Genomic DNA, 24,319 nt, shown 5'->3' on the forward strand with positions numbered 1-24,319 from the left:
CTTGATCATCAACCGCGTCGGACCCTTACGGAGTGCCGTATGACCGGGCAGGACCCCACGACCGCCGGCCGGATCGACACCAGCAGGCCGCACCCCGCACGCATGTACGACTGGTACCTCGGCGGCAAGGACAACTACCCCGTCGACGAGGCGATGGGCCGGCAGATGCTGGCCCTCGACCCCCGGGTGCCGGTGATGGCCCGGGTCAACCGCGCGTTCATGCACCGCACCACGCGCTGGCTGGCCCGCAACGGGGTGCGCCAGTTCCTGGACATCGGCACCGGCATACCGACCGAGCCCAACCTGCACCAGATCGCCCAGTCGGTCGCGCCGGACGCCCGCGTCGTCTACTGCGACAACGACCCGATCGTGCTGGCCCACGCGGCTGCCCTGCTGCGCGGCACACCCGAGGGCGCGACCGAGTATCTGCAGGCCGACGTGCGCGATCCGGCCGCCATCGTCGAGGGTGCCAAGCAGACCCTGGACTTCGGCCGGCCGGTCGCGCTCTCGCTCGTCGCCCTCCTCCACTTCGTCCCGGACGAGGACGGCGCCCATGAGCTGGTCCGGCGGCTGCTGTCCGAACTGGCCCCCGGCAGCCACCTGGTGATGACCCACGCCACCGCCGACTTCACCCCGGAGGAGTCGGCGGCGGCCACCGCCAAGCTCAAGGCGGCGGGCGTGACCCTGGCACTGCGCTCCCGCGAGGAGTTCACCCGCTTCTTCGACGGACTGGAACTGGTGGACCCCGGCGTCGAGATCGTGCACAAGTGGCACCCCGAGCTGGGTGAACCGGTGCCCGGACAGGACGACGGGGTGATTCCCGGGTACGGGGCGGTGGGGCGGAAGGTGTAGTCCGTGTAGTCCTGCCGCCCGGATCGTCATCCGGGCGGCAGCACGGCGCACAGTGCCTCCAGCGCCGCTCCGTAGGCGTGTTCCGAGGGCGTCGCGTACCCGACCACCAGACCGTCGGCGGCCTGCTCCTCGGCCGCCGGGTGCCGGAACTCGGCCAGTCCGTCGAGGGCGATGCCGTGCCAGGCGGCAGCCTTGACGGCGGACCGCTCGGTGCCGGGCGGCAGCCGGAGCACCGCGTGCAGCCCGGCTGCGACACCGGTGACCTCGACGTGGGGTGCCCGTTCGGCGAGCGCCTCGACCAGCCGGTCACGGCGGCGCCGGTAGCGCTGCCGCATACGTCGCACATGGCGGTCGTACGACCCGCAGACCACGAAGTCCGCGAGGGCCAGCTGGTCCAGGACGCTCGCCCACGCCTCGCGCTCGCCCTTGGCCGCCAGCACGGCGTCGACGTACCGCTCCGGCAGGACCATCCACCCCAGCCGCAGCGCGGGCGACAGGCTCTTGCTGACCGAGCCGATGTGGATCACCCGCTCGGGGTCGAGGCCCTGGACCGCCCCGACCGGCTTGCGGTCGTAGCGGAACTCCCCGTCGTAGTCGTCCTCCAGCACCACCGCGCCACGCGCGCGTGCCCAGTCGATCACCGCGGCCCGCCGCTCGGCGTGCAGCGGGCCACCGGTGGGGAACTGGTGCGCGGGCGTGAGCAGTACGGCCCGCTCACGCCCCAGCCGGTCCACCCGCGCGCCGTGCTCGTCCAGCGGAAGCGGCACCGTCCGCACACCGGCCGCCGTCAGCAGGTCGCGGTGGAACCCCAGCCCGTACGCCTCCACGGCCAGCGGGCCGCGCAGCACTCCGCCGCCCGTGTCGCCCTGCCCGCGCTGTCCGAACAGCAGCCGCAGCGCATGCGCGAAGCCGGAGCAGATCACGATCCTGCCGGGCTCGGTGCGCACGCCACGCGCGCGTGCCAGGTACTCCGTGAGGGCCTCCCGCAGTTCGAGCCGCCCGGCGGGGTCGCCGGGCCCGAACGCCTCGGTGGGCGCCGCCTGGAGCGCCCGCCGGTACGACGCCGCCCAGGCCGTCCGCGGGAACGCCGACGCGTCCGGAGTGCCCTGTCCGAGGTCGTGCCGCGGCCCACGCGCGCGTGGAGGTGCCGGTGGGGGTGCCTGCCGAGGTGCCTTCCTGGGCACGCGTACGGCGTGTCGCAGCGGCTCGGCCCGCTCGGCGACCCGGGTGCCGGAACCCTGCCGTGCGGTCAGCCAGCCCTCCGCGACGAGCTCCGCATACGCGTCGGCGACCGTGTTGCGGGCCACGCCGAGGTCGGCCGCGAGCGAGCGGTACGGCGGCAGGCGGGTGCCGGCGGCCAGCCGCCCGCTGCGCACGGCCTCGCGCAGCGCCCGGATCAACGCGGCCCGCCGACCGCCCGGCCCGGACAGCTCCAGATGCAGGTCGGCACCGATCCGCTCCGCCGAATTGACCCACGATTCCGTCATGAAAATGCACCCTACAGAGGGTCTTTCCGGACCGTAGGTTGAAGGACATGACGACGAACACGACGAACACGACGCACACGACCGACGTCTCCTCCCACGCCGCCTCCACCATCGCCACCGCCGTGGCCGAGCGGTCCCGCCTCGACTTCGCCAAGGCCGCACCGAAGGTCTTTCGCGCCCTCGTCGGCTTCGACGCCGCCGCTCGCGCAGGCCTCGACCCGGCCCTCGTCGAGCTGATCCAGATCCGCGCCTCGCACCTCAACCACTGCGCGTACTGCCTGCACATGCACACCAACGACGCCCGCAAGGCCGGCGAGAGCGAGGACCGGCTGCACATGGTCGCCGTGTGGCGCGAGGCCCGGCACTTCTTCACCGAGAAGGAGCAGGCCGCGCTCGCCCTGACCGAGGCGGTGACCCTGGTGGCCGAGGCCGGCGTCCCGGACGACGTGTACGCCGAGGCCGCCGCCCGCTTCACCGAGGAGGAACTGGCCCAGGTCATCGCCCTGATCCTCACCATCAACACCTGGAACAGGGTGGCCTTGTCGACGGCGAAGGTGGCGGGGACGGACGAGCGCCGCTAGCCGATGCGCAAGCAGGGGCGCGAGCACGGGGGTTGGGCGACGGGTGCGTGGCCCGGCTACACGTGCATGGGACGGTCGTACGGCGATATCGGCGTCGGCAGCCGAGAGCTGCCCGTCAGATAGTGGTCGACCGCGGCCGCGACCGCCCGCCCCTCCGCGATCGCCCACACGATCAGCGACTGCCCGCGCGCAGCGTCTCCGGCGGCGAACACACCGGGGACGTTGGTCGCGAAACCGGCGTCCCGGACGAGCGTGCCGCGGGGCTCCAACTCCAGCCCCAGCTGGTCGATGAGCCCGTCCTCCCGGTCGGGCCCGGAGAAGCCGAGGGCGAGCAGTACGAGGTCGACGGGGAGCGTCCGCCCGGTGCCCGGCACGGGCTGCCGCGTGGCATCCACCTCGACCAGGTGCAGCGACCGCACATGCCCCGTCCCGTCCCCGGTGAAGTGGAGCGTCGACGCCGCGAACAGCCGCGCGTCGGCGTCCGCGGCGGGCGCCGTCCCCAGATCGCGCGCCTCCTCGTGCGCGGCCGACAGCCGGTAGATCTTCGGGTACGTCGGCCAGGGCTCGACGTCCTCGTCCCGCTCGGCACCCGGCTGGGCGTAGATGTCCAGCTGGGTCACGGACGCGGCGCCCTCCCGCACCGCGGTCCCCAGACAGTCCGCCCCGGTGTCGCCGCCGCCCACGATGACGACGTGCTTGCCGGCGGCGGACATCGGCGAGGCCTCCAGGTCCCCCTCGCACACCCGGTTGGACAGCGGCAGATACTCCATCGCCTGGTGTATTCCGGTGAGTTCGCGCCCCGGCACGGCCAGCTCGCGCCAGGCAGTGGCCCCCGTGGCGATGACGACGGCGTCGTAGCGCGACCTCAGCTCGGCCGCCCCGATGTCCCGCCCGATCGCCGTCGACGTACGGAACTTGGTGCCCTCGGCGCGCATCTGCCCCAGCCGTCGCTCCAGATGCCGCTTCTCCATCTTGAACTCGGGGATGCCGTACCGCATCAGCCCGCCGAGCCGGTCGTCCCTCTCGTACACGGCGACGGTGTGTCCGGCCCGGGTCAACTGCTGGGCCGCGGCCAGTCCCGTGGGCCCCGACCCGATCACCGCGACCGTCCGCCCGGACAGCCGGTCCGGCGGCCTGGGCGGCACGAACCCCTGCTCCCACGCCCGGTCGCCGATCGCGCACTCGACGTTCTTGATGGTGACGGCCGGCTGGTTGATCGCGAGCACGCATCCCGCCTCGCACGGCGCCGGACACAACCGCCCCGTGAACTCGGGGAAGTTGTTCGTGGCGTGCAGCCGGTCACTGGCCGCCCGCCAGTCCTCCCGCGACACCAGGTCGTTCCACTCGGGGATCAGATTGCCCAGCGGGCAGGCGCTGTGGCAGAACGGGACACCGCAGTCCATGCAGCGGTCGGCCTGCTTGCTGATGATGGGCAGCAGCGCCCCCGGGACGTAGACCTCGTCCCAGTCCCTGACCCGCTCCTCGACGGGCCTGCGCGGCCACTCCTGGCGCGGTGTGGTCATGAAACCCTTGGGATCGGCCATGGTCGTCTTCCTTGCGTGCACATACGACGGGCCGTGCGGCATCGGGCGCACTCTTTCGGCCACGATACGTCCCCCCGGCCATACGTGCAGAGTGGTGGACAGCGCTTTCTGCGGGGCCTTTCTCAGGTGTGGGCCAGACGGGGGCGGGCCGTCTCCGAGGCCGTCCTCAGGTGAGTGCCAGCACATACACCACCGCGGCGGCGGCCGAGGCAGCTGTCCGCACGTGGTTCCACGCGGTCCACTCGCGCACATACGTCGGCCAGTACGCGGCGGCCTCCGGGGTGCCGGGGTCCAGCTTGAGCAGGGCGTCGTTGCGGGGCACGTTCGCCGTCGCGGTCAGCCCGAACGAGCCGAACAGATACAGCGCGCTGCCCAGCAGCAGCTCCACCTTCCCCTCGTCCGGCCACAGCACGAACGTCACCACCGCGATCATCGCGCACAGTACCGCCGACCCGGCGAACACCAGCATGAAAGCGGGTGTCACGGCGGCCACGTTGATCGCGTTCATCGCGGCGACGCCCTGCGCGGGCGGCAGCGAGGCCAGCCCCCTCATCACGAATGTCGAGAACCCGCAGAAGACTCCGGCGACCAGCCCGGTCCCGAGAACGCCCAAAAGGATCAGTACGAAAAACGGCCCGTCAATCATGATCAACGCCCACTCCCACCTCCGAGCCGGGCCACGCCCGGCACCGCCATCACCTCAAGTGAATTCCCACCCGGGAACGGTTCCCATGGCTGAGAGGCGCGGTGACATACGCGTGCGTCCAGAAAGAGGTCTCCGGTCCGCGGGAGTCCCCAGTGCGTGGAAGTCCCCGGTCCGTAGGAAATCCCCGGTCCGTGGCTGTCAGCCCACGTCCTCCGCTCCCGCGCCCCGCCACCCCCGCAGTACCGTCTCCACTCCCGCGGCGATCCGCCGCCGCGCCTCGTGCCGGGCCACCCCGCTCATCAGCAGCCGGTCGTACGGCGTGTCCACGTGCCGTACGGACGCCACGACCGCCGAGATCACCGCGCCCTCGGACAGAGCCCGCCCCGCCGCACTCCGCCCGACCCGGCCACTGCCCCGCGCCGACGCGTGCCCGGCCATCGCCCGGGCCCGGTCGGCCGGGCAGCCGGGATACAGCCGCAGGATCTCCGCCGCGAACGCCTCCGCGAACCGCGCGTCCTCCGCCGTCCTGCGCCGCGCGTCCCGTGCCCGGCGCCGCCGCCGCGCCTCCGCGTCGGCCAGGCACCGCTCCTCGGCCCGGGCCAGGGCCGCCTCCTCCACGAGAACGCCCTGCCGCTCATAGCGGCCCTTGCGCCGGTTGAACCGCACCACCACAGCCGACAGCCCGCTCTCCTCCCGTGCCCTGCGGGTCAGCGCCGTGTCACCGCGCGGCAGGAACACCAGATGCCCGAGGTCGGCGCAGTCGAGGCAGCGCAGTGCGCCGTCCTCCAGCACGAGCAGCGACAACGGCCCGCGACGGCAGGCGGCGCACTGCTTGCGCCGGAGCGGCTGGACGACGAGAAGTCCACCGCGGTACGGGTGAGTTGGGAGGCGCGCCATAACCGGTTCCTTCCCCGCGGGGCCCGGGAATTCCCGTGGATCGGGTACGTCGGCTGCGCATCCGCTCCTGCCGCACGACCGGCTCTCCCGATCCCCGCCCACCGGCGAATCCACGGCCACCCGGCATCATGGCGACTGTGCGACTCGAAGCGATCACCTGGGACAGGCTCGGCGAGCTGCTGGCCGAGCGGCTGCTGGACCTGAAGCCCGCCGACGGCGGCCCCTGGCCGCGTGTCGCCTTCGACGGCGCGCCGGCGGCCCGCCCGGGTGACCTCGCGGAGCGCGTCGCGGAGGAACTGCGTGTGCGCGGTCGGCCCTCGCTCGTCGTGGGTGCCGAGGGCTTTCTGCGCCCGGCCTCGCTCCGGCTGGAGCACGGCCGCCGGGACGTGGAGTCGTACTACAGCGGCTGGTTCGACACCGCCGCCCTGTGGCGCGAGGTCTTCGGGCCGCTCGAACCCGGCGGGGACGGCCGTGTCCTGCCCGACCTGTGGGACCCGGCCACCGACCGGGCCACCCGCAGTTCCTACGTCCAACTCCCGCCCGGTGGAATCCTGTTGCTGCATGGCCCCCTCCTTCTGCGGCACTGGTTCCCCTTCGATCTGAGCGTTCATCTCCTCCTCTCGCCGGGCGCCCTGCGCCGCCGCACACCCGAGGCCGAGCACTGGACCCTGCCCGCCTTCGAGCGCTACGCGGACGAGATCGACCCCGCCGCGACGGCGGACGTCCTGGTGCGGGCCGACGACCCCCGCCATCCGGCGTGGAACGGCTGATCCGGCTCATCCGGTTGATCCGTCGGGCCGGCGACCTCCGAAACCCTCTTTTATATGCGCGTGCATTTAATTAGGCTGGTGCCATGACGACCTCCTCAAGCGACCCCGTTTCCTCCGACGACTCTGTTTCCTTTGGCGACTCCGTCCGTGACCTCCTCGACGGCAAGAACTTCGCCAGCGTCGCCACCCTCGGCCCCGACGGTGCCCCGCAGAACTCCGTGGTGTGGATCAAACGCGAGGGCGACACCGTGCTCTTCTCCTCCGTCGACAACCGCCAGAAGGTGCGCAACCTCCGCCGTGACCCGCGCATCAGCCTGTCGGTCTTCGACCTGGCCAACCCCTATGCGTCGGCCGAGATCCGCGGCACCGCCGAGATCCTCCCGGACGAGGGCAAGCGGCTCCCGAACGAGCTCTCGCACAAGTACCTGGGCATCGACCCGCCCGCCGAGAAGGATGACGAGGTCCGCGTGATCGTCAGGATCGTCCCGCGGAGGATCGTGGCCTTCTCGGTCTGAGGTGCGGCCACCGGGCCGGGCGCGCGACAATGAAGGGCGCCGGGACCTGCGGTGCGTCCGGCGCCGCGCCGGCCCGTCCGGCACCGGGAGGTACACCATGACCACCGCCGGAGACATCATGCACCGGGGCGCCCAGTGGATCCCCGCCCATGAAACCCTGGACCGTGCCGCCCAGTTGATGCGCGAACTGGGCGTCGGCGCCCTTCCCATCAGTGACCAGAACGAACGGCTCTGCGGCATCCTGACCGACCGCGACATAGTCGTCGGCTGCGTGGCCCTCGGACACGACCCGGCCAAGGTCACCGCGGGCGAGCTGGCGCAGGGCACTCCCCGCTGGATCGAGGCGACCGCCGACGTGCGCGACGTGCTCCGGGAGATGAAGGAGCACCAGATCCGCCGGCTCCCCGTCATCGACAACAAGCGTCTCGTCGGCATGATCAGCGAGGCTGATCTCGCCCGGAGCCTGGACGAGGGCCAGATCGCCGCCTTCACCGAGAGCGTCTACGCAAGGACCGCCCCGAGCGCCCACTGACCCCACGCCCGGTGCCGCGGGACCGCCCCGTGCCGCTCAGAGCCAGCCGTTGCGCCGGAATCCCCGGTACAGCACCAGGCAGGCCACGGATATGACGACGATGACCAGCGGATAGCCGAACCGCCAGTGCAGCTCCGGCATGTGCTCGAAGTTCATGCCGTAGACCCCGCACACCATCGTCGGCACGGCGATCACCGCGGCCCAGGCCGTGATCTTCCGCATGTCCTCGTTCTGCGCGACCGTCACCTGCGCCAGGTGCGCCTGCAGGATCGAGTTGAGCAGTTCGTCGAAGGCCGCGATCTGTTCCTTGGCTCGCATCAGATGGTCGAGGACGTCCCTGAAGTAGGCCTGTATCTCCGGGGCGACCACCCGTATCGGCCGGGTGGCCAGATCCTCGACGGGGCGGGCGAGCGGCACCACGGCCCGCTTCAGCTCAAGGAGTTCACGCTTGAGCTGGTAGATCCGCCCGGGGTCGGCCCGCGCGCCGTTCTCCGCGAACACATCCATCTCGACCTGGTCGATGTCGGCCTGCACCGCGTCCGTGACATTCAGATAGTCGTCGACCACATGGTCCGCGATCGCGTGCAGGACCGCCGCCGGCCCCTTGACGAGCTGCTGCGGGTCCGACTCCAGCTCCTCGCGCAGCGGCCCCAGTGAGCCGTGCCGCCCGTGCCGCACCGTGATCACGAAGTCCTGGCCGACGAACACCATGATCTCGCCGGTGTTCACGACCTCGCTGGTCGCCGTCAGCTGTTCGTGCTCGACGTAGCAGACCGTCTTGAACACCGCGAACAGCGTCTCGCCGTACCGCTCCAGCTTCGGGCGCTGATGGGCCTCGACCGCGTCCTCCACCGCCAGCGGATGCAGGTCGAACAGCTCGGCGATGCCCGCGAACTCCAGGTCCGTCGGCTCGTGCAGGCCCAGCCACACGAATCCGTCACCGTGCTTGCGCACCCTCTCCACGGTGTCCACCAGATCGCTGCCTCCCGGGACCCGGACCCCGTCCCGGTACATCACGCAGTTGACTACCGACGAGCCGAGCGGTGACCGGGCGGGGTGGCTCAGGTCGACCCGCGGCCGCCGCCGGGCCAGCCGCGCCACCTTGCGCAGGCCGCTGACCCTGCCCAGGTCGCGGACCTTCCGCAGATTCCCTGCCATCGACATCTGGCTCTCCTTGCGTGGCTCTCCTCGCGCCGTGCTGCCGCGCCTTGGCGGGAAAGTCTGCCAGGTCGGCGTGAGGTGCGGGTAAGGCTGTGGGAGCAGATGATTCCGCTTTGTTCCCGGCTGTGGACAAGGCATTCCCCGCCGGGCCGTCCCGGCGTACCGGAGCGTCGACGGTTCCGGACAAGCGGCGCAACTGGGAGGATCATGACATGACGCGAACCGACGGGTATCTCCTCGACAACCGGCAGACCGAGGCGGGCCGGCGCTTCGACGCCTTCGCCACCCTCTTCGACCCCACCACCTTCCGGCGCCTGGAGAGCCTCGGCCTCGGACCCGGCTGGCGCTGCTGGGAGGTCGGCGCCGGGGGCACCTCCGTGGTGTCCTGGCTGGCCAAGAAGGTCGGCCCGACCGGCAAGGTCGTCGCGACCGACATCGACACCACGCTCCTCGCCGCGGCCGGCCGCCCGCCCGTCGAGGTGCGTGTCCACGACGTCGGCACCGAGGAGCCGCCGGGGGAGGGGTTCGACCTCGTGCACGCCCGGCTCGTCCTCGTCCATGTGCCCGACCGTGAAAGGGCGTTGCGGTCCATGGTCGCGGCACTGCGGCCCGGCGGACGCCTTCTCGTCGAGGACGCCGACCCCGCCCTCCAGCCACTGATCTGCCCCGATGAGCACGGCCCCGAGCAGCGGCTGGCCAACCGGCTCCGGCAGGGCTTCCGCACGCTGCTCGCCGACCGCGGCGCCGACCTGTCCTACGGCCGCAAGCTGCCACGCCTGCTCCGCGAGGCCGGACTGCGTCAGGTGGAGGCCGACGCGTACTTCCCCGTCACCTCGCTGGCCTGCGCCGAGCTGGAGTCCGCCACCGTACGGCAGATCCGTGACCAGCTCGTCGCCGCGGGCCTGGCCACCGATGAGGACATCGACCGGCATCTGGCCAACGTCGCCGCGGGCAGCATGGACCTGGCCACCGCGCCGATGATCTCGGCGTGGGGGCGCAAGGCGTGAGGTGACCGGCGGACGGGGGCCGGACACCGGCGCGCCGGGCCGGGCGCCTCGCCGTCAGCGGTCTCCTCGCTATCAGCCGGTCTCCTCGCCGTCAGTCCGGCACCGGAGGCCTGCCGCCCACCCCTTCCACCGCCAGCGCACCCGCCCGGCATCCCCGCGCCACCGCGGCCTCGGGATCCGCGCCCCCGACCAGAGCGGCCAGGAACGCACCGGTGAAGGCATCGCCGGCGCCCGTGGTGTCCCGGGGCGTCGCCGGTGCGGCGGGCACACGGGCGAGTACGGTGCCGGACCGGGCCACCAGCGCGCCCTCCGCGCCCAGCTTGGCCACCACCAGCGGGACGTGGCGGCTCAGCTTGGCCGCCGCGTCCGCCGGATCCGGCAGCCCCGTCAGCAGGTACGCCTCGTCACGGCTGGGCAGCAGAACGTCCAGCCCCTCGGCGAACGCCAGGAAGCGGTCCACCCCCAGCTCCCGGAGGAAGCCCGCCGACGCGGGATCCAGACTCACCGGCACGCCACGCGCACGTGCCGCCGCCAGCGCCACCGCGGCAAGGGCCCGGCTCGGCTCGGAGAACAGCAGGTAGCCCGACAGATGCAGCCGGGCCACCCCGTCCAGCGAGGCGTCCGACCAGTCGGTGGGTTCCAGCCGCAGGGACGCGCCGCTGTCCGTCAGAAACGTGCGCTCGGCCGAAGCGCCGGTGTCGACGAGACAGATCACCGTCCCGGTCGCCGCCCGCGGGTCGACCACCAGTCGCGGCCGCACCCCGGCCGCGACCAGTTCCCGCTCGTGCCAGGCCGCCGCTTCCGCGCCGACCCGCCCCAGCAGCCGTACGTCCGCACAGCCAGCGTGAGCGGCCCAGCAGGCCACGTTGGCGCCCGCGCCGCCGGGCACCGTCCGGATCACGGCCGCCGTGTCCGTACCGCCCGCGAGCGGCCCCTGGTGCCGGGCGACGACATCGGTGACCACGTCCCCGACGACCAGGAGCGCCCTGTCCCGCCCCGCCGCCACGGCTCGGCCGGCCGTCTGCCGTGGCCCCGGTGCCGTTCGGCCTTCGGTCACCCCCGGGACCACGCCGCTGCGATCCGTGCCGCCAGGCGTACGTTGCCCCGGACCGCCGCCAGGTTGGCGCTCAGTGAGGCTCCGTCCGTGTGCCGGACCAGGTAGTCGAGCAGGAACGGTGTGACGGCCTGCCCGGTGACGCCCTCCTCCTCGCACGCGTGCAGCGCATCCTCCAGCACACGCGCGTGCAGGGCGGGATCGAGCTGTTCCTCCTCGGGGACGGGGTTGGCGACGATCAGCGCCGACTCGGGCACGCCGAGCGCGTCCTGCGCCCGCATGACACCGGCCACCTCCTCCGGGCTCCGCAGCGTCCAGTCGACCGGGTGCCCGGAGTCGGACAGATAGAAGCCGGGGAACCGGTCCGTGCCGTATCCGGCGACGGCCACACCCAGCGTCTCCAGGCGCTGCAACGTGGCCGGCACGTCCAGGATCGACTTCACCCCCGCGCACACCACCGTGATCCGTGTGCGCGCCAGCAGCCCCAGGTCGGCGGACTCGTCCTGCGTCACCGTCCACTCCCGGTGCACACCGCCCAGCCCACCCGTCGCGAACACCCGGACCCCCGCCAGCGCCGCCAGCAGCGCGGTCGCCGACACCGTGGTCGCACCGCTCACCCCCGCCGACACGGCCAGCGGCAGATCGCGGTGGCCCAGCTTGCGGATCCCGTCCTCGTTGGCGACCCGCTCCAGCTGCTCCTTGTCCAGGCCGACGTGCGGCCGGCCGTCCAGCACGGCGATCGTCGCGGGTACGGCACCCTCCCGCCGTACCGCCTCCTCCAGCTCCAGCGCCACCCGCAGATTGCGCGGGCGCGGCAGCCCGTGAGCGATGATCGTGGACTCCAGGGCCACCACGGGCCGACGCGCGTCGATCGCCTCCCGTACTTCTTCGGACACCACCAGCACCACGCGCCTGCCTCCTGTCGGTCGGTTCTCCCTCATCCCTGGCGAGCCGCACGTCCCGTTAAACGCTTGCGACCTGTGGGGACTGCCACCAGCCTGGCGGCATGACCAACAACACGACACGTCTCGACCATGTCGTCCTGTGGGTGAACGACCCGGTTGCCGCGGCCGACTTCTACGAGAAGGCGGTCGGCCTGGAGCCCCTGCGGGTCACCGAATTCACCGAGAAGAAGACGTCCTTCCCCTCCGTGCGCGTCAACGAGGAGACCATCCTCGACCTGGCCCCGCTCACCATGGCCGAGCGCATGAAGATGCTGCCCGGCTCCGTGGAGAGCGCGGGCCACCCCGTCAACCACGTCTGCCTGTCCCTGCCGTCCGACCGGTTCGACGCCCTGCGCGCCCGCCTGCAGGACAACGCCGTCCCCGTCTCCGACATCGCCCACGACGCGTACGGAGCGCGCGGAAAGGCCATCCGCAGCTTCTACTTCCGCGACCCGGACGGCAACGTCTTCGAGGCACGGCACTACGAGTAGCCGGCGCACCCGAGCCGTCAGAACAACGGCTCGGGCAGCACTCCCTCCAGGGCGAGCAGCTTCCGCTTGGTCTCCAGCCCGCCCCCGAACCCGCCGATGCCGCCGTCGCTCTCCACGACCCGGTGGCACGGCACGACGACGGGCAGCGGGTTGGCGCCCATCGCCGCGCCCACCGCCTGCGCCGCGCCCGGCTGGCCGACCCGGCCGGCCAGATCGCCGTACCCGACCACCGAGCCGTACGGGACGCCGCTCGCCAGCTCGCGCAGCACCTGCCGGTTGAAACCGGAGATGAGCGACCAGTCCAGGGGCAGCTCGAAGGTGTGCCGCTCGCCCGCGAAGTACGCCTCGACCTGACGTATCGCCTCGGCCAGCAGCGGCGATCCAGGCGCCTCGACGGGCTCGGTGCCCAGCCGGGCCGCCAGCCGCTCCAGCGCCCGGTCGCGCACCGCGTCGGTGGCGTGGAACACGACGTTGACCAGGCCGTCGCGGGTCGCCGCAAGGAGCAGCGGACCGATGGCGGTGCCCACGACGGTCCACACGACCTGCTGCTCGTACTGCCCGTGGCTGTCCATGGGCCCCACCGTACGACCCGCCACTGACAACGCCCGCCGGCCGGCTCAGTAGCCGGTCAGCGCCGCCCACACCACGTCGGGCTTGTTGGTGATGACGCCGTCGACGCCGTACCGCGTGACGGTCCAGGCGGTGGCCGCGTCGTTGACGGTCCAGGTGTACACCCCGAGCCTCCTGCCGTGCGGACCGTGGAACGCGTGCACGGTGGCGACGTAGCTGCCGGAGATGGTCCCGTACGACGGGTTGATCAGATCGGTGAATCGCGCGTACCGGTACAGGTCGCGCGGCGGCGGTGTGCCGAGGAAGCCGGTCGTCAGGCCGGGCTTCAGATCGTGGACGATGCGCAGACTGTCCGCGCTGAAGCTCTGCACGATCAGGCGGCCCAGGTGCGGCCTGTCCAGCCAGCCCTCGTTGCCGAGGAGACCCAGGGTCTGGTGCTCGATGCCGGGGTACAGCTCGGGATTCTTGATCTCCAGGAGCAACTTCTCGTGGTTGCTCTCGACCCGGCTCATGTACTGCTTCAGGGTCGGCACGTGCGTGCCCGCGTACCCGGGGCCGAACCAGCTGCCCGCGTCCAGCCGGGCGATCTCGGCGGCGGTGAAGTCCTTCACCTTCCAGGGCGCCCGGCCGGGGAAGACCTTCTCGACGTTCGTGGTGCGTTTGAGGCTGTCGTCGTGGATGACGACGAGTACGCCGTCCTTGGTGCGCTGCACGTCGTTCTCGACCCAGGAGAAGCCCAGCCGGGCCGCCTCGTCGATGGCGGGCAGGGTGTTCTCGGGAGCGTAGGCGGAAGCACCCCGGTGGGCGACGATCCGGGGCTGCTCGCCGACGTCGCCGGCCCGGGCGTCGGGAGTGGGCGCCAGCAGGGTGGCCGTCCCCAGGAGCGCGGTGGTCGTGGCGGCAACGGCGCGCGCGTGCATGCGTACTCCTCGCGTCGGGCGAATACGGACAGCACCAGAGTGACATCAGAGAGTCAACAGGAGGGTGGCGCCGAACGGCCACGGAATGAATGGAGTTCCCCCCAAGTCCGCACACCGGTGCCGCACAAGTGGGGCAGGGGCGTGATTCTTTGCCGGAAAATCGTTCGACCATTCCGGTGGGGGTCATACTCTCCTCGTCAACCCTGACCGCTCGGAGCGGTCCTGGGACGGGGGCGAATTTCAGGTATTCCGGGACGCAAAGGGTGAAGGGCAGCCGCGCATGCAGGGCACGGTCGACGGATTCACGTACGGGATCGTCACCCCGCTGGTGGCCTATCTGATGGCCTGCCTCGGTGGAGCCCTGGGCCTGCGCTGTACGACCAGATCCATGCTGGTGACCCAGTCCTGGCGCCCCGCCTGGCTCGTCCTCGGCTCGGCCGCGATCGGCTCCGGCATATGGACCATGCACTTCGTCGCCATGATGGGGTTCACCGTCAAGGAGACGCCGATCCACTACGACAAGGCGATGACGTACGCGAGCCTGGGCATCGCCGTCGTCATGGTGGGGATCGGGATCTTCATCGTCGGCTACCGCGGCGCCACCGGGACGGCGCTGTTCACCGGTGGCACGGTCACCGGTCTGGGCGTCGCCTCGATGCACTACCTCGGCATGGCCGGCCTGCGCCTGAACGGAAGCCTGCAGTACAACACGGTCACCGTCGCCGCCTCCGTCGTCATCGCGGTCGTGGCCGCCACCGCCGCCCTGTGGGCCGCGGGCCAGGTGAGGGGCTTCCTGTGGAGCGTCGGCGCGAGCCTCGTCATGGGGCTCGCCGTCAGCGGCATGCACTACACCGGCATGGCCGCCCTCAGCGTCCATCTGCACGGCACCGGCTCGACCACATCCGGCGAGTCGTCCGCGACCCTGCTCGGCCCCATGCTGATCGGCCCTCTCGTCTTCCTCCTGCTCGCGGGCGTCGTCGTGATGTTCGATCCGCTGATGGTCATGGGCAAGCCCGACTGGACCCGCGTCGAGCACAAACCGGGCATCCCGGCCGGCGCAGTCATCCCGTCCCCGGGCCGTCGGCCGCAGGCCCGCCAGCAGGACCACCGAGGTTCCCGCACCCCGCAGAACCGGTGATCGGGACCCGTTGTCAGTGCGGGGTCGTACGGTGGATCCATGCGGCCCGTTTCCCACATCGAACGCACGGTGGCGCCCTTCGAGGTCGTCAGCTCCTACCAGCCCAGCGGCGACCAGCCGACGGCCATCGCCGACCTGGCCAGGCGCATCGAGGCCGGTGAGAGGGACATCGTCCTGCTCGGCGCGACCGGCACCGGCAAGTCCGCCACCACCGCGTGGATGATCGAGAAGCTCCAGCGCCCCACGCTCGTGATGGCGCCGAACAAGACGCTGGCCGCCCAGCTGGCCAACGAGTTCCGCGAGCTTCTCCCGAACAACGCGGTCGAATACTTCGTCTCGTACTACGACTACTACCAGCCCGAGGCGTACGTCCCCCAGTCGGACACCTACATCGAGAAGGACTCCTCGATCAACGAGGAGGTCGAGCGTCTGCGGCACTCCGCGACCAACTCGCTGCTCACCCGCCGCGACGTCGTCGTGGTCGCCTCGGTCTCGTGCATCTACGGCCTCGGTACTCCGCAGGAGTACGTGGACCGCATGGTCCCCCTCAAGGTCGGTGACGAGATCGACCGCGACGAGCTGCTGCGCCGCTTCGTGGACATCCAGTACACCCGCAACGACATGGCGTTCAGCCGAGGCACCTTCCGTGTCCGCGGCGACACCATCGAGATCTTCCCGGTGTACGAGGAGCTGGCCGTCCGCATCGAGATGTTCGGCGACGAGATCGAGGCGCTGTCCACCCTGCACCCGCTCACCGGCGAGATCATCAGCGACGACGAGCAGCTGTACGTCTTCCCGGCCTCCCACTACGTCGCGGGCCCGGAGCGCATGGAACGCGCCGTCAACGACATCGAGAAGGAGCTGGGCGAGCGCCTCGCCGAGCTGGAGAAGCAGGGCAAGCTCCTGGAGGCCCAGCGGCTGCGCATGCGGACCACGTACGACATCGAGATGCTCCGGCAGATCGGCTCCTGCTCCGGCGTGGAGAACTACTCGATGCACTTCGACGGCCGCCTGCCCGGCTCCCCGCCCAACACCCTGCTCGACTACTTCCCGGACGACTTCCTCCTCGTCATCGACGAGTCGCATGTCACCGTGCCGCAGATCGGCGCCATGTACGAGGGCGACGCCTCCCGAAAGCGCACTCTCGTCGAGCACGGCTTCCGGCTTCCCTCCGCCCTGGACAACCGCCCCCTGAAGTGGGAGGAGTTCCAGGAGCGGATCGGGCAGGCCGTGTATCTGTCGGCGACCCCCGGCCCGTACGAACTGTCCCGCGGGGACGGCGTCGTCGAGCAGATCATCCGCCCCACCGGTCTCGTCGACCCGGAGGTCGTGGTCAAGCCCACCGAGGGGCAGATCGACGACCTGGTGCACGAGATCCGCAAGCGAACCGAGAAGGACGAGCGCGTCCTGGTCACCACGCTCACCAAGAAGATGGCCGAGGACCTCACCGACTACTTCCTCGAACTCGGCATCCAGGTGCGCTATCTGCACAGCGACGTCGACACCCTGCGCCGCGTCGAGCTGCTGCGCGAACTGCGCTCCGGCGAGTTCGACGTGCTGGTCGGCATCAACCTGCTCCGGGAGGGCCTCGACCTGCCCGAGGTGTCCCTGGTGGCGATCCTGGACGCCGACAAGGAGGGCTTCCTGCGCTCCGGCACCTCGCTGATCCAGACCATCGGCCGCGCGGCGCGCAATGTCTCCGGTCAGGTCCATATGTACGCCGACAAGATCACGCCGGCGATGGAGAAGGCCATCGACGAGACCAACCGCCGCCGCGAGAAGCAGGTCGCCTACAACAAGGCCAACGGCATCGACCCGCAGCCGCTCCGCAAGAAGATCAACGACATCGTGGCGCAGATCGCGCGCGAGGAGGTCGACACCGAGCAACTGCTCGGTTCCGGCTACCGCAGGACGAAGGACGGCAAGGGAGCCAAGGCCCCCGTCCCCTCGCTCGGCGACAAGGCGGCCAAGGGGGCGAAGGCCAAGTCGGCCAAGGGCAAGGCCCAGGAGAAGGCCACGGTTCCGACGGACCGCCCCGCGACCGAACTCGCCGAGCAGATCGAGGAGATGACGGAGCGGATGCGCGCCGCCGCCGCGGACCTCCAGTTCGAGATCGCGGCCCGGCTGCGCGACGAGGTCTCCGAGATGAAGAAGGAGTTGCGCCAGATGCGGGAGGCCGGTCTGGCCTGACCTCGCAGTCCCTGCCGGACCCCGGCGCGTGCGCAGAGTGTTGCAACACCGACACAAACCGCGGGCCGGGGTTCGGCAGTGTCGGTGCCCGTGACTAGGGTTCTGGTCAACCGCAGGCAGTGCGGCAACAGGGGAAATCCGAGAGGGGAACCAGCCGTGTCCGTCAACATGACCAAGGGTCAGGCCATCAGCCTGGAAAAGAAGGATGGGGGCACCCTGACCGCGGTCCGTATGGGTCTCGGCTGGCAGGCGGCACCCAGGCGCGGGCTGTTCGGCTCGCGCACGCGGGAGATCGACCTGGACGCCTCGGCGGTGCTCTTCGCGGAGAAGCAGCCGGTCGACGTCGTCTTCTTCCGCCACCTGGTGAGCGACGACGGCTCCGTGCGCCACACCGGCGACAATCTCGTCGGCGGCGTGGGCCAGGGCGGTGACGACGAGGCCATCCTCGTCGACCTGGCGCGCGTCCCGGTCCACATCGACCAGATCGTCTTCACCGTGAACTCCTTCACGGGCCAGACCTTCCAGGAGGTGCAGAACGCGTTCTGCCGCCTGGTCGACGAGACCAACGGGCAGGAACTCGCGCGCTACACCCTGGCGGGCGGTGGCGCGTACACCGCGCAGATCATGGCGAAGGTGCAGCGGGTCGGCGCCGGCTGGACGATGACGGCCCTGGGTACTCCGGCCAACGGCCGTACCTTCCAGGACCTGATGCCGGCGATCCTGCCGCACCTGTAGGACCGCCGGAGGGCCCGGCGAGCGGCACACGACAACAACGACACAGGGGGAAGGCGATGACGGCCGAGCTGGTGCGGGGGCAGAACCACCCGCTCTCGCAGGTCCGGCTCGAGATCCGGGTCTCGGCCGGTGTGCCCGTCGTGGCGGCGGCCACGCTGAGCGACGACAACGGCAAGGCGCGCGGCGTCGAATGGGTGGCGCATCCGGGCGCGCCCGCGCTCCCCGGGCTGGAGGTCTCCAGGCAGGCGGCTGCCGACCATCGCCTTGCGGTGGACCTGGCCGCCATGCCGGAGGCCGTGCATCGCGTCAATGTGCTGCTCGCCCTGCCTGAGGGGGTGGGAGGCCCGACCCGTTTCGGCGGCGTCCCCGCCCCCTCCGTCGTGGTCACCGGCCTCGACGGCACCGGGATCGCCAGTTTCACCCTCACCGGCCTGGACGCCGAGTCGGCCGTCGTCGCCCTGGAGCTGTACCGCAGACAGGGTGCCTGGAAGGTGCGTGCCGTCGGCCAGGGCTATGCGGGTGGCCTCGCCGCGCTCCTCACCGACCAGGACCTGCCCCAGGCCGTGGAACTCGCGGGCAGCATCCACGAGGCGGTGGCCCGGGGTGTGGCCCGGTCCGTCTCGGCGCCGCCATCGCGTCCGTCGGACGCCGACCGGTCCCGCCGGACGGCGCCCTCCGCACCGGGCCCGGCCCCACAGGGCACCCCGGACCCCGTGCCACCTCACGGCTCACAAGGTTCGTACGGCGGCCCTGTGCCCGGCTCCTCGTTCCCCGCGCAGCCCGATTCCGCCGCCGCGCAACAGGCGCCCACCGGCGGCCCGGTCGACTACACCCACCCGAACCGCCGGCACTCGACCCCGCCCCCGCCCCCGCCGCAGGCACCCCCCGCCCGGCCCGGACAGCCCGCCGTGCCCGCCGCCGGTGACGCGGCCGGCTGGTCCATGGACGAGCGGCTGTACAACCAGGTCTGGGGCATGTTCGAGGACCTGGCCCGCACCACGGCCGCGTACCGCAGCGCCGTCGACTTCGCCGAATCCCGTATGGACAAGGAGCTCGACCAGGTCCTGTCGGACCCGCGCAACCGGCTCGGCTCCTCGGGCGACGCCGAACGCGAGGCGGCCGGTGCCAAGCGGGCCCGGCTCGTCGAGCAGGCCAGAGCGGTGCTCGACCGTGATCTGGCCCAGCTGACCGCCGAGTGCGAGGTGGTCGAGCATGCGCTCCCACCGGCGTACGCACGCTGGGACAACCCCGTCTGGCATGCCTACCGCGTTCCGACGGAGTCCCCGATGGCCCTGCGCCTGGGCGACCTCCATCTGCCCGAGAGCGCTCCGCTGCGCGTCCCGATGCTGGTCCGGCTGCCCATGGAGCGGGGCCTGTGGATCGACAGCGGCCCGAGGACGGGCCTCGACGATTCGTTCCCGGACCCCGGCGCGCTGCGGCACCTCGCGATGGAGACGGCGGTGGCGCTCGCGGTCCGGCTGCTCGCGGTCCACCCGGCGGGGGAGTTCGCCGTGCATGTGATCGACCCGGCCGGATCGGGGGCCCAGGCACTGGGGCCGCTGACGCGCAGCGGTGTGCCGGCGGCTCCGCCCGCGACCGGCGCGGCGGGCGTCGCGGAAGTGCTGGGCCGGCTCACCCAGCGCGTCGACCTGGTGCAGATGGCGCTGCGCGGTGGCGCGGCCGAGTCGTTGCCGCCGGGCATCGACATCGCGCAGCAGCTGCTGATCGTCAATGACTTCCCGCACGGCTTCGACGACCGGGCGGTGAACCAGCTGCGCTATCTCGCGGACGAGGGGCCGTCCGTCGGCGTGCATCTGCTGATGGTCGCGGACCGTGAGGACGCAGCCGCCTATGGCCCGCTGCTCGACCCCCTGTGGCGATCGCTCATGCGACTCACCCCGGTTCCGGACGACCACCTCGCCGACCCGTGGGTCGGGCATGCCTGGACGTACGAGCCGTCGCTCGTCCCGCCCGGCAGCGAGGTGCTCCACCGGGTGCTCGCACAGGTGGCCGCGGCCCGCACCAAGTACACGTAAAGTGCCACTGACCAGGGACTTTGACCTTTTCTTTGCCGAGTGCTTTACCTTTCCTTGGTGATTGGGGTACTGTTTTCCGCACGGAGGGGAGTACTCCCTGTCTGCTGCGGCGTACCCGTCAATACGGATCAGGCCTGATCCCGGGGCGCCGGCCCCTCGTGGGCGGAAGAGACCTCCGGCAGCGACGACGCTGACTGTTTGCCGTTACGTTCTGCTACGTACTGCCGGAGGCGCAATGGATGTTTCCGTGACCCTGTGGGTCCTCACCATCGCGGGCCTGGCCGCCCTGGTCGCGGTCGACTTCTTCATCGGCCGCAAGCCCCATGACGTGTCCATCAAGGAAGCCGGGATCTGGACGGTCGTCTGGATCGCCCTGGCCGGTCTCTTCGGCCTCGGCCTGCTCGTCTTCTCGGGCGGTCAGCCCGCCGGGGAGTTCTTCGCGGGCTTCATCACCGAGAAGTCGCTGAGCGTCGACAACCTCTTCGTCTTCGTCCTGATCATGGCGAAGTTCGCGGTGCCCTCGCAGTACCAGCAGCGGGTGCTGCTCGTCGGCGTGCTCATAGCCCTGGTCCTGCGGGCCGTTTTCATCGCCGCGGGAGCCGCGATCATCGCCAACTTCTCGTGGGTCTTCTACCTCTTCGGCGCCTTCCTGATCTGGACCGCCTGGAAACTGGTCCAGGAGGCACGGGCCGACGAGGAGGGCGAGGAGTACGAGGAGAACAAGCTGCTGAAGGCGGCCGAGCGCAGATTCGGCGTGGCCGACCGCTACCACGGCACCAAGCTGTGGCTCCAGCAGAACGGCAAGCGCGTGATGACGCCGATGCTGGTCGTGATGCTCGCGATCGGCACCACGGACGTGCTGTTCGCGCTCGACTCGATCCCCGCGATCTTCGGCCTGACCCAGGACCCGTACATCGTCTTCACCGCCAACGCCTTCGCCCTGATGGGTCTCAGGCAGTTGTACTTCCTCATAGGCGGTCTGCTGAGGAAGCTGGTGCACCTCTCGTACGGCCTGTCCGTGATCCTGGGCTTCATCGGCGTCAAGCTGGTGCTGCACGCACTGCACGAGTCCGGGGCGCACGTCCCGGAGATCAGCACTCCGGTCTCGCTCGGCGTGATCTGCGTGGTCCTGATCGTCACCACGGTCACCAGCCTGCTGGCGTCCCGGAAGCAGGCGGCGCTCGAAGCGGCGCGGGTGCCCGGCGAAGGCGCTCCGAAGGACAGCGTCGACGCCTGACCGCGACGGACGTAGAAACAACGGTCCCCGGGAGTGGTGCGGGGTGATTGCCGCGCATCGCTCCCGATGCTTCGTTGGGGGCAGAGCGCGTCCCCGGCCGGGGACGCCGCCGCCCCGGTGGAGGCATCCATGAAGTTCGTCCAGATCATCGACTTCGAGACAGACCGCATCGAGGAGATGCGGGCCCTGTCCGAGGACATGGAGAAGCGCTTCGCGGGCCGAGAGAACAGCCCCACGCGCCGTCAGATCCTCGCGGACAGGAATCAGCCGGGCCGCTATCTCGCGGTGATCCAGTTCGACTCCCACGAGGAGGCCATGCGCAACAGCAGTGACCCCGAGACGAGCAAGTTCGCCGAGCAGATGGCCGCGCTGTGCACCCGGCCGCCGGCCTTCACCGACTGCGACGTCGTGGAGATGAGCGACTTCACATAACCGGGGACCGGAAGCCGCACCACCCGGGGGCCCGTGCCGTGTCGGCGCCGGGCCTCCGGCACCGGAAAGGACCGGAATGCGAACCCCGTGCGCCTCTGCCACGATCGCAGCATGATCGCTCGGCTCAGGTGGCTCACCACTCAGTGGACGCTCCTCGTGCCGGTGCTCGCGGTCGTCGTTCTCGTCTTCACCTGGGGGCGCCATCTGCCCGGCGTGCTGGTCGCGCTGGTGGGCGTGATCCTGGCCGCGTCCGTCCTGGCCGCCGTCCATCACGCCGAGGTGGTCGCCCACCGGGTCGGCGAACCCTTCGGCTCCCTGGTCCTCGCCATCGCCGTCACGATCATCGAGGTCGCCCTGATCGTCACCCTCATGGTCGACGGCGGCGCCAAGAGCGCGACGCTGGCCCGGGACACGGTCTTCGCGGCCGTGATGATCACCTGCAACGGGGTCGTCGGCCTGTGCCTCCTCGTCGCCTCGCTCCGCCACGGCACCGCCGTCTTCAACCCCGAGGGCACCGGCGCCGCCCTCGCGACCGTGGCGACCCTGGCCACGCTCAGCCTGGTGCTGCCGACCTTCACCACCAGCAAGCCGGGACCGGAGTTCTCCGGCGTACAGCTGACCTTCGCCGCGCTGTCCTCGCTGATCCTGTACGGCCTGTTCGTCGCCACCCAGACCGTGCGGCACCGTGACTACTTCCTGCCCATCACCCGGCAGGGCGAGGTGATCACCGCGGACGACCACGCCAAGGCGCCGTCCGCCCGCACCGCCTGGATCAGCCTCGGCCTGCTGGGCCTCGCCCTGATCGGGGTCGTCGGCCTCGCCAAGGGTGTCTCGCCCGCGATCGAGTCCGGAGTGCAGGCTGTCGGCCTGGACCAGGCCGTCGTCGGAGTGATCATCGCCATGCTCGTCCTGCTCCCGGAGACGATCGCCGCGCTGCGCTCGGCGCGCCGCGACCGGGTGCAGACCAGCCTCAACCTCGCGCTCGGCTCGGCGATGGCCAGCATCGGCCTGACCATCCCCGCGGTGGCCCTCGCCTCCATCTGGCTCTCCGGCCCGCTCGTCCTCGGTCTCGGCGCCACCGGCATGCTGCTGTTCGCGCTGACCATCGTGGTGAGCTCCCTGACGGTCGTGCCCGGACGGGCCACGCCGCTTCAGGGCGGCGTGCACCTGGTGCTGTTCGCCGCGTATCTGGAGCTGGCGATCAATCCGTAGCGGACCTCACCCGCCCGTCGCCGGACCACCCGTCACCCCCGCGGCGGGTTCCATCGCCGCCACCGGCACCGGGTGGGTCTCCGGCAGCAGTGCGAAGCAGCCCAGGCTGAGCAGCGCGATCCCCGTCAGATACGCGCCCACACCCCACGGAACGCGCCCGCCGTGCTCCGCGAGCGCCGTCGCCACGATCGGGGTGAGCGCGCCCCCGAGGACCCCGCCGAGGTTGTAGCCCACCGCGGCTCCCGTGCACCGCACCCGCGGCTCGTACAGCTCCGGCAGATAGGCGGCGATCACCGCGAACATGGTGATGAACGCTGCCAGCGCCACCAGGAAACCGAGGAACATCAGCAGCGGCTCGGCCGTCGCCAGCAGCGCGACCATCGGGAACATCCACGCCACGATCGCCGTGCACCCCGCCAGGCACAGCGGCCGCCGCCCGTAGCGGTCGCCGAGCAGCGCCATCACGGGCGTGAGCGCCCCCTTCACCAGCACGGCGGCCATGATGCAGGTCAGCATGACGGTACGGCTCACCCCGAGCCGCTCGGTCCCATAGGCCAGAGACCAGGTCGTCACCGCGTAGAACACCGCGTATCCGACGGCAAGGGCCCCGGCCGTCAGCAGCACCAGCCGCCAGTGGTGACGTACGACGTCGACGAGCGGCACGCGCGCGTGGTCCTCGATTTCGAGGAACCGGGGGCTCTCGGTGAGCGAGGAACGCAGCCACAGACCGGCCACGGCCAGCGCTCCGGCCGCCCAGAACGGCACTCGCCATCCCCACTGCGCGAACTGCGCGTCGGACAGCGTCGCCGACAGCACCAGCATCACGCCATTGGCGAGCAGGAAGCCGATGGCGGGCCCGATCTGCGGAAAGCTCGACCACAGCGCACGTCGCCCGGCGGGCGCGTGTTCCGCGGTCAGCAGCACCGCCCCGCCCCACTCCCCGCCGAGCCCCAGCCCCTGCAGGAAGCGCAGGACGAGCAGCAGCAGGGGAGCGGTGACGCCGATCGAGCCGTACGTCGGCAGACACCCGACCGCGACCGTCGAGGCACCGGTCAGCAGGAGCGAGACGAAGAGAACGGGCCGCCGCCCGCGCCGGTCCCCGATGTGCCCGAAGAGCATCGAGCCCAGCGGCCGGGCCACGAACCCCACCCCGAACGTCCCGAAGGCCGCCAGCGTCCCCGCCACGGGTGAGAACGTCGGGAAGAACAGCGGCCCCAGGACGAGGGCCGCCGCCGTCCCGTAGACGAAGAAGTCGTAGAACTCGATCGCGGTCCCGGCGAGGGAGGCGGCGGCCATCCGCAGCATGGAGGGCGCCATTACGACGCGTACATCGTGCATGCCGCGTCAACTACCCACGGTGACCACTGG

General features: G+C 71.0%; 24 protein-coding genes. 14 read left to right on the plus strand and 10 right to left on the minus strand.

The window, feature by feature from the left end:
* Positions 1-39: 39 nt before the first annotated feature.
* Positions 40-852 carry an SAM-dependent methyltransferase gene (locus AB0I54_RS19185; RefSeq protein WP_363297183.1) on the plus strand — a complete coding sequence of 271 codons (813 nt, stop codon included), beginning with the start codon at positions 40-42 and terminating at the stop codon, positions 850-852.
* Positions 853-878: 26 nt separating this feature from the next.
* Here AB0I54_RS19185 and AB0I54_RS19190 read toward each other — a convergent pair whose 3' ends face one another.
* Positions 879-2,339, minus strand: coding sequence for a PLP-dependent aminotransferase family protein (locus AB0I54_RS19190; protein ID WP_363297185.1), 1,461 nt, complete (start codon positions 2,337-2,339; stop codon positions 879-881).
* Positions 2,340-2,386: 47 nt separating this feature from the next.
* Here AB0I54_RS19190 and AB0I54_RS19195 point away from each other — a divergent pair, with 47 nt between their 5' ends.
* Positions 2,387-2,920, plus strand: a complete 534-nt coding sequence (locus AB0I54_RS19195) for a carboxymuconolactone decarboxylase family protein (RefSeq protein WP_363297187.1) — start codon at positions 2,387-2,389, stop codon at positions 2,918-2,920.
* Between the two features lie 56 nt (positions 2,921-2,976).
* Here AB0I54_RS19195 and AB0I54_RS19200 read toward each other — a convergent pair whose 3' ends face one another.
* The 3 genes from AB0I54_RS19200 to AB0I54_RS19210 form a co-directional block, all read right to left on the minus strand.
* Complete coding sequence (locus AB0I54_RS19200; RefSeq protein ID WP_363297188.1) at positions 2,977-4,464, minus strand: glutamate synthase subunit beta; 1,488 nt, start codon at positions 4,462-4,464, stop codon at positions 2,977-2,979.
* Between the two features lie 166 nt (positions 4,465-4,630).
* Positions 4,631-5,110, minus strand: a complete 480-nt coding sequence (locus tag AB0I54_RS19205; RefSeq protein WP_363297189.1) for an anthrone oxygenase family protein — start codon at positions 5,108-5,110, stop codon at positions 4,631-4,633.
* Between the two features lie 198 nt (positions 5,111-5,308).
* Entirely contained in the window at positions 5,309-6,007 is a 699-nt protein-coding gene (locus AB0I54_RS19210; RefSeq protein ID WP_363297191.1) for a DUF2293 domain-containing protein, read from the minus strand.
* A gap of 137 nt (positions 6,008-6,144) precedes the next feature.
* Between AB0I54_RS19210 and AB0I54_RS19215 the strand changes: the two genes are divergently transcribed.
* From AB0I54_RS19215 to AB0I54_RS19225, 3 genes are all read left to right on the plus strand, one after another.
* Entirely contained in the window at positions 6,145-6,777 is a 633-nt protein-coding gene (locus tag AB0I54_RS19215; protein ID WP_363297193.1) for a uridine kinase, read from the plus strand.
* Positions 6,778-6,860: 83 nt separating this feature from the next.
* Positions 6,861-7,292: a PPOX class F420-dependent oxidoreductase gene (locus AB0I54_RS19220; protein WP_363297194.1), complete on the plus strand. Its 432-nt coding sequence runs from the start codon at positions 6,861-6,863 to the stop codon at positions 7,290-7,292.
* A 97-nt stretch (positions 7,293-7,389) separates the two neighbouring features.
* Positions 7,390-7,824, plus strand: coding sequence for a CBS domain-containing protein (locus tag AB0I54_RS19225; RefSeq protein ID WP_363297195.1), 435 nt, complete (start codon positions 7,390-7,392; stop codon positions 7,822-7,824).
* A 36-nt stretch (positions 7,825-7,860) separates the two neighbouring features.
* Here the strand turns inward: AB0I54_RS19225 and AB0I54_RS19230 are convergent, their stop codons facing one another.
* Entirely contained in the window at positions 7,861-8,988 is a 1,128-nt protein-coding gene (locus AB0I54_RS19230; protein WP_363297196.1) for a magnesium and cobalt transport protein CorA, read from the minus strand.
* A gap of 209 nt (positions 8,989-9,197) precedes the next feature.
* On the opposite strand from AB0I54_RS19230, the gene AB0I54_RS19235 reads away from it, so the two are divergent.
* A complete protein-coding gene (locus AB0I54_RS19235) occupies positions 9,198-9,992 on the plus strand; it encodes a methyltransferase domain-containing protein (protein ID WP_363297197.1) in 795 nt (264 codons plus the stop codon).
* 91 nt (positions 9,993-10,083) lie between these two features.
* Here the strand turns inward: AB0I54_RS19235 and AB0I54_RS19240 are convergent, their stop codons facing one another.
* Both AB0I54_RS19240 and AB0I54_RS19245 read right to left on the minus strand, forming a co-directional pair.
* Positions 10,084-10,998 carry a sugar kinase gene (locus AB0I54_RS19240; RefSeq protein WP_363297432.1) on the minus strand — a complete coding sequence of 305 codons (915 nt, stop codon included), beginning with the start codon at positions 10,996-10,998 and terminating at the stop codon, positions 10,084-10,086.
* Positions 10,999-11,045: 47 nt separating this feature from the next.
* Positions 11,046-11,951, minus strand: a complete 906-nt coding sequence (locus tag AB0I54_RS19245) for a pseudouridine-5'-phosphate glycosidase (protein WP_363297433.1) — start codon at positions 11,949-11,951, stop codon at positions 11,046-11,048.
* Positions 11,952-12,052: 101 nt separating this feature from the next.
* On the opposite strand from AB0I54_RS19245, the gene AB0I54_RS19250 reads away from it, so the two are divergent.
* A complete protein-coding gene (locus AB0I54_RS19250; RefSeq protein WP_363297198.1) occupies positions 12,053-12,481 on the plus strand; it encodes a VOC family protein in 429 nt (142 codons plus the stop codon).
* A 17-nt stretch (positions 12,482-12,498) separates the two neighbouring features.
* Here the strand turns inward: AB0I54_RS19250 and AB0I54_RS19255 are convergent, their stop codons facing one another.
* Positions 12,499-13,053: a methylated-DNA--[protein]-cysteine S-methyltransferase gene (locus AB0I54_RS19255; protein ID WP_363297199.1), complete on the minus strand. Its 555-nt coding sequence runs from the start codon at positions 13,051-13,053 to the stop codon at positions 12,499-12,501.
* 45 nt (positions 13,054-13,098) lie between these two features.
* Positions 13,099-13,971 carry a glycerophosphodiester phosphodiesterase family protein gene (locus AB0I54_RS19260; RefSeq protein ID WP_363297200.1) on the minus strand — a complete coding sequence of 291 codons (873 nt, stop codon included), beginning with the start codon at positions 13,969-13,971 and terminating at the stop codon, positions 13,099-13,101.
* A gap of 280 nt (positions 13,972-14,251) precedes the next feature.
* Here AB0I54_RS19260 and AB0I54_RS19265 point away from each other — a divergent pair, with 280 nt between their 5' ends.
* The 7 genes from AB0I54_RS19265 (at position 14,252) to AB0I54_RS19295 (ending at position 22,951) form a co-directional block, all read left to right on the plus strand.
* Positions 14,252-15,109 carry an MHYT domain-containing protein gene (locus AB0I54_RS19265; protein ID WP_363297201.1) on the plus strand — a complete coding sequence of 286 codons (858 nt, stop codon included), beginning with the start codon at positions 14,252-14,254 and terminating at the stop codon, positions 15,107-15,109.
* Positions 15,110-15,148: 39 nt separating this feature from the next.
* Positions 15,149-17,299 carry an excinuclease ABC subunit UvrB gene (gene uvrB / locus AB0I54_RS19270; protein WP_363297203.1) on the plus strand — a complete coding sequence of 717 codons (2,151 nt, stop codon included), beginning with the start codon at positions 15,149-15,151 and terminating at the stop codon, positions 17,297-17,299.
* A gap of 156 nt (positions 17,300-17,455) precedes the next feature.
* Positions 17,456-18,034 carry a TerD family protein gene (locus tag AB0I54_RS19275; RefSeq protein ID WP_363297204.1) on the plus strand — a complete coding sequence of 193 codons (579 nt, stop codon included), beginning with the start codon at positions 17,456-17,458 and terminating at the stop codon, positions 18,032-18,034.
* A gap of 56 nt (positions 18,035-18,090) precedes the next feature.
* Entirely contained in the window at positions 18,091-20,070 is a 1,980-nt protein-coding gene (locus AB0I54_RS19280) for a TerD family protein (protein WP_363297205.1), read from the plus strand.
* Between the two features lie 235 nt (positions 20,071-20,305).
* Positions 20,306-21,307, plus strand: coding sequence for a TerC family protein (locus tag AB0I54_RS19285; RefSeq protein WP_363297206.1), 1,002 nt, complete (start codon positions 20,306-20,308; stop codon positions 21,305-21,307).
* Between the two features lie 129 nt (positions 21,308-21,436).
* Positions 21,437-21,739 carry a hypothetical protein gene (locus tag AB0I54_RS19290; protein ID WP_363297207.1) on the plus strand — a complete coding sequence of 101 codons (303 nt, stop codon included), beginning with the start codon at positions 21,437-21,439 and terminating at the stop codon, positions 21,737-21,739.
* A 111-nt stretch (positions 21,740-21,850) separates the two neighbouring features.
* Entirely contained in the window at positions 21,851-22,951 is a 1,101-nt protein-coding gene (locus tag AB0I54_RS19295) for an ionic transporter y4hA (RefSeq protein ID WP_363297208.1), read from the plus strand.
* A 6-nt stretch (positions 22,952-22,957) separates the two neighbouring features.
* On the opposite strand, the gene AB0I54_RS19300 is transcribed toward AB0I54_RS19295, so the two are convergent.
* Positions 22,958-24,256, minus strand: coding sequence for an MFS transporter (locus AB0I54_RS19300; protein ID WP_363297434.1), 1,299 nt, complete (start codon positions 24,254-24,256; stop codon positions 22,958-22,960).
* Positions 24,257-24,319: the final 63 nt, after the last annotated feature.

This window comes from Streptomyces sp. NPDC050625 (genome assembly GCF_040654755.1).
In the GTDB taxonomy this organism is placed as follows: Bacteria; Actinomycetota; Actinomycetes; order Streptomycetales; family Streptomycetaceae; genus Streptomyces.